The 4284-nt window shown below is 28.2% G+C and carries 2 protein-coding genes and 2 rRNA genes; all 4 read left to right on the top strand.

The annotated features are described in order from the left end of the window. A 23S ribosomal RNA gene (locus QOZ84_RS16280) occupies positions 1-110 on the top strand; the annotation flags it as partial. Between the two features lie 88 nt (positions 111-198). After that, positions 199-315: ribosomal RNA gene (gene rrf, locus QOZ84_RS16275) — 5S ribosomal RNA — on the top strand. A gap of 549 nt (positions 316-864) precedes the next feature. Continuing rightward, positions 865-3216 (top strand): anaerobic ribonucleoside triphosphate reductase, encoded by a 2352-nt coding sequence (locus QOZ84_RS16270; RefSeq protein ID WP_284133949.1) that lies wholly within the window; start codon positions 865-867, stop codon positions 3214-3216. A 22-nt stretch (positions 3217-3238) separates the two neighbouring features. Continuing rightward, positions 3239-3778 (top strand): anaerobic ribonucleoside-triphosphate reductase activating protein, encoded by a 540-nt coding sequence (gene nrdG / locus QOZ84_RS16265; protein WP_284133948.1) that lies wholly within the window; start codon positions 3239-3241, stop codon positions 3776-3778. The last annotated feature ends 506 nt before the right edge of the window (positions 3779-4284 follow it).

Raw genomic sequence — 4284 nt, 5'->3', positions numbered from 1 at the left:
TCCCACCGTAAGGGTAAGACCCCAGGAAGACTACCTGGTTGATAGGTCGAAGGTGTAAGTGCAGTAATGTATTTAGCTTACCGATACTAATAGGTCGAGGACTTGACCAAATTTAAATGATTAAAACCTAAATGTATACAGTTTTCAGAGTATTAACTCTAAAATTTAATTAAGAAATTAATTAAAATATAAAGATTATGTGGTTATTACAGCAAAGAGGATACACCTGTTCCCATTTCGAACACAGAAGTTAAGCTCTTTAGCGCTGATGGTACTTGGTGGGCAACTGCCTGGGAGAGTAAGACGTAGCCACGTAATTTTTTTTATTTTAATAAATAAAGCTATGGAATAGGTTATGATACCTAAATTCTATAGCTTTTATTTTTGAAAAAATATATTTGAATTATAAATAAAATATATGTGGATGTAATCATGTGAATTAAAATTTATGATAAATGGTATTAATTTATAAAAATATAATTTAATATTATTGTAAATTAATACATAAATTTATAATATAAATATATTTATTGTAGGTTTACGCATAAAAATAATGGACTTAAATGTATTATATAATGATTATAAAAATCAACCTATAAAGTTAAAAATTTGTATGAAAATATATAAAAAAACATTTGTTTTTTTATAAGTATTACAAATACTTAGGTTCAAATTATCCACATAGCATTTGCAAGCTTTGAGGTCTGTTTGACTATTATGTACAAATTTGGTAATCTAATTAAGTGCCAATTTAGACAATCCCTTTAACAAAGTTAAAGGGGATTTTTTTAAAGTTAACACACTATATGTAGTGGTTTAGACTTAAGTATAGTACAATATATAGTAACAGGGGGAGATTTTTAAATGATAAATTTTGTAAAAAAAAGAGATGGAAGAATCATACCTTTTAATGAAGACAGAATAACAAGAGCTATATTTTTAGCAGCAAGTAATGTTGCTGAGAAAGAACATAAGGTTCCTGATTATAAACTTTCAGAACAATTGACTCAAGAAGTTGTGAAACTATTAAATCATAAATTTAGCAACTTATTACCAGGAGTAGAAGATGTTCAAGATGCAGTAATTAAAGTTTTAATAGAAACAGGACATGCAAAAACTAGTGAAGAATATATAATCTATAGAACTGAAAGAAATAGAATAAGGAATTCAAAAACTAGATTAATGAAAGCAATTGAAGAGATAACATTTGAAGATGCAAATGATGCTGACATAAAAAGAGAAAATGCTAATATAAATGGAAACACAGCTATGGGTACTATGCTTCAATATGGAAGTACAGTATCAAAAGAATTTTGTAAAACACATTTATTAAAGCCAGAACATTCATTTGCACATGACAATGGAGATATACATATACATGATATGGATTTTTTAAATATGGGAACATTGACTTGTTGTCAAATAGATCTTGAAAAATTATTCAAGGATGGATTTTCTACAGGACATGGATTCTTAAGAGAGCCAAATGATATAATAAGTTATGCAGCTTTAGCGGCTATAGCAATTCAAAGTGATCAGAATGACCAACACGGTGGTCAAAGTATACCATTCTTTGATTATGGATTAGCACAAGGAGTGTATAAAACATTTAAGAAGTTTTATATAAGCAATCTATCTAAAGCATTAAAGCTATTTAAAGGATTAGATAATAATGATAAGATAAAATCTATAGTTTACAAAACAGAAGAGGAAACAAATACAAAAGTAGGTATAACAAAAAATGAAATATATTTATTAAAAGAAAGTAGTGAGCTTAAAGAAAAGTTTAATTTAGATGATGATTTTGTTAAAATGATACAAAACTTTGCATTTGATGAAGCATACAAGGAAACTGATAGGAGAACTTATCAAGCTATGGAAGCATTTATTCATAATTTAAATACTATGCACTCTAGAGCTGGAGCTCAAGTTCCGTTTTCAAGTATAAACTTTGGGACAGATACTACACAAGAAGGAAGAATGGTTACTAAAAATGTTCTTTTATCATTAGAAAAAGGATTAGGAAATGGAGAAACTCCTATATTCCCTATATTAATATTTAAAGTAAAAGAAGGAATAAGTTTAAATCCAGGAGATCCTAACTATGATTTATTTAAACTTTCATGTAGAGTATCAGCTAAAAGGCTATTTCCTAACTTTAGTTTCTTAGATGCACCATTTAATGCTCAATATTATAAAGAGGGTCATCCAGAAACTGAAGCTACATATATGGGATGCAGAACGAGAGTTATTGGTAATGTATGCGGAGAAGAAATAGTTACTGGAAGAGGTAACTTATCATTTACCACAATAAATCTTCCTAGATTAGGGATAAAGCATGGAGTAGCAAATAATGAAAAAGTAAATTTAGAAGAGTTCTTTGAGGACTTAGATGAGAAAATAGATTTAGTTATAGAACAGTTATTAGAGAGAATGGAAATTCAAGGAAATAAAAAAATGAAAAACTTCCCATTCTTAATGGGTCAAGGAGTATGGCAAGGATCTGATAATTTAGGACCAGAAGATAGTCTAAAAGAAGTTATAAAACAAGGAACATTAACAGTAGGATTTATAGGGTTAGCGGAATGTCTTATAGGACTTATAGGTAAACATCATGGAGAAAGTGAAGAAGCACAAACACTAGGACTTAAAATAATATCTCATATGAGAGAGAGAATGGAACAAGCTAGTGACAAATATAAATTAAACTTCTCATTAATGGCTACACCAGCAGAAGGGTTATCAGGTAGATTTACACGTATAGATGAAAAGATGTATGGTCAGATAAAAGGAATCACAGATAAAGAGTATTATACAAATTCATTCCATATACCAGTTTATCATAATATAAGTGCTTTTGATAAAATTAGGCTAGAAGCGCCATACCATGAATTAACTAATGCAGGACATATAACTTATATAGAATTAGATGGAAATCCATCAGATAATCTAGAGGCATTTGAAACTATTATAAAGGCAATGAAAGAACAAGGGATAGGATATGGAAGTGTAAATCATCCAGTTGATAGAGATCCAATTTGTGGATTCTCAGGAGTAATAGATGGTAATGTATGTCCAATCTGTGGAAGAGATGAAAATGAAAGTGATATAAAATTTGAAAGAATAAGAAGAATAACAGGATATCTAGTTGGAACTGTAGATAGATTTAATAATGCAAAACAAGCAGAAGTTAGAGATAGGATAAAGCATAAATAAATTGTAATGGGGGAGATTAATTATGAAAATAAGAATATCATCTTCGACTACATTTGATAGCATAGTGGATGGTCCGGGACTAAGAATGGTAATTTGGACACAAGGATGCATTCATAACTGTAAAGATTGTCATAATCCTCAAACTCACGATATATGTGGGGGTCATGAGGTTGAGATAGATAATATAATAAGCAATATAAAAAAATTAAAACTCCAAAGGGGCATAACATTATCTGGAGGAGAGCCATTTTTACAACCAGAAGCTTTGGAGGTAATAGCTAAAGAAGCTAAAATTAATAATTTAGATGTTTGGTCCTATACTGGTTTTACATTTGAACAGCTTTTAGATAGTAGAAATCCAAATCGTTTTAAAAATTTAAATTTATTAAAGCATATAGATGTATTAGTAGATGGAAAATTTGAACTAGATAAAAAGGATTTTAACTTGAAATTCAGAGGATCTTCTAACCAGAGGGTAATAGATGTAGTAAAAAGCTTAAAATATAAAAAAGTTATGTTAGTAGAAGAATATATGCAAGATAATTTATTTGAAGCTAGGTAAGCAAAAGTGAGTATGATGTAAAAATTCATGCTCTTTTTTATATTATACATTTAAATAAATATGAAAAAGGTTATAGATTTAATTATATGTATTAAAAGCTGTATTTGTATAAAAACTAATTAATGTTGATAAAAATGTTGGTAATGTGGATAAAAAATCGTAATTAAGTATATTACATGTTTACAATATGTTAATAATGTGGATAAGTATTGGTGATAAAAGTGAGGCTATAATATATGTTTTAAAATATAAAAAAATGTTTTAAAAGTATTGACGATATTAATTTAAGATGATATAGTTATACTTGTCCTTAAGAAAAGGATACAAAAACAAAAAAACAACTACAAAAATTTGACAAATTAGAAATGTTTTGTTAAAATAAAAAAGTTGAAAATATGAACTTTGAAAATTAAACAGTAGGTTAATTTATAGAATTTGAAACAACCAAGAAACATAAAGCCAGATATATAACAGTATCTGAGCCCTAGATAAACTTTTATTTAAGA

The sequence above is a fragment of the Romboutsia sedimentorum genome, assembly GCF_030131845.1.
GTDB classification, from domain to species: Bacteria; Bacillota; Clostridia; order Peptostreptococcales; family Peptostreptococcaceae; genus Romboutsia_D; species Romboutsia_D sedimentorum.
Note: the sequence above shows the minus strand (reverse complement) of the source record. Positions and strands in the feature narration are given on the sequence as shown.

What these genes read in the sequence shown, in the direction of transcription:
- QOZ84_RS16270 (WP_284133949.1), top strand. Translation starts at nt 865, where the DNA reads ATGATAAATTTTGTAAAAAAAAGAGATGGAAGAATCATACCTTTTAAT.
- nrdG (WP_284133948.1), top strand. Translation starts at nt 3,239, where the DNA reads ATGAAAATAAGAATATCATCTTCGACTACATTTGATAGCATAGTGGAT.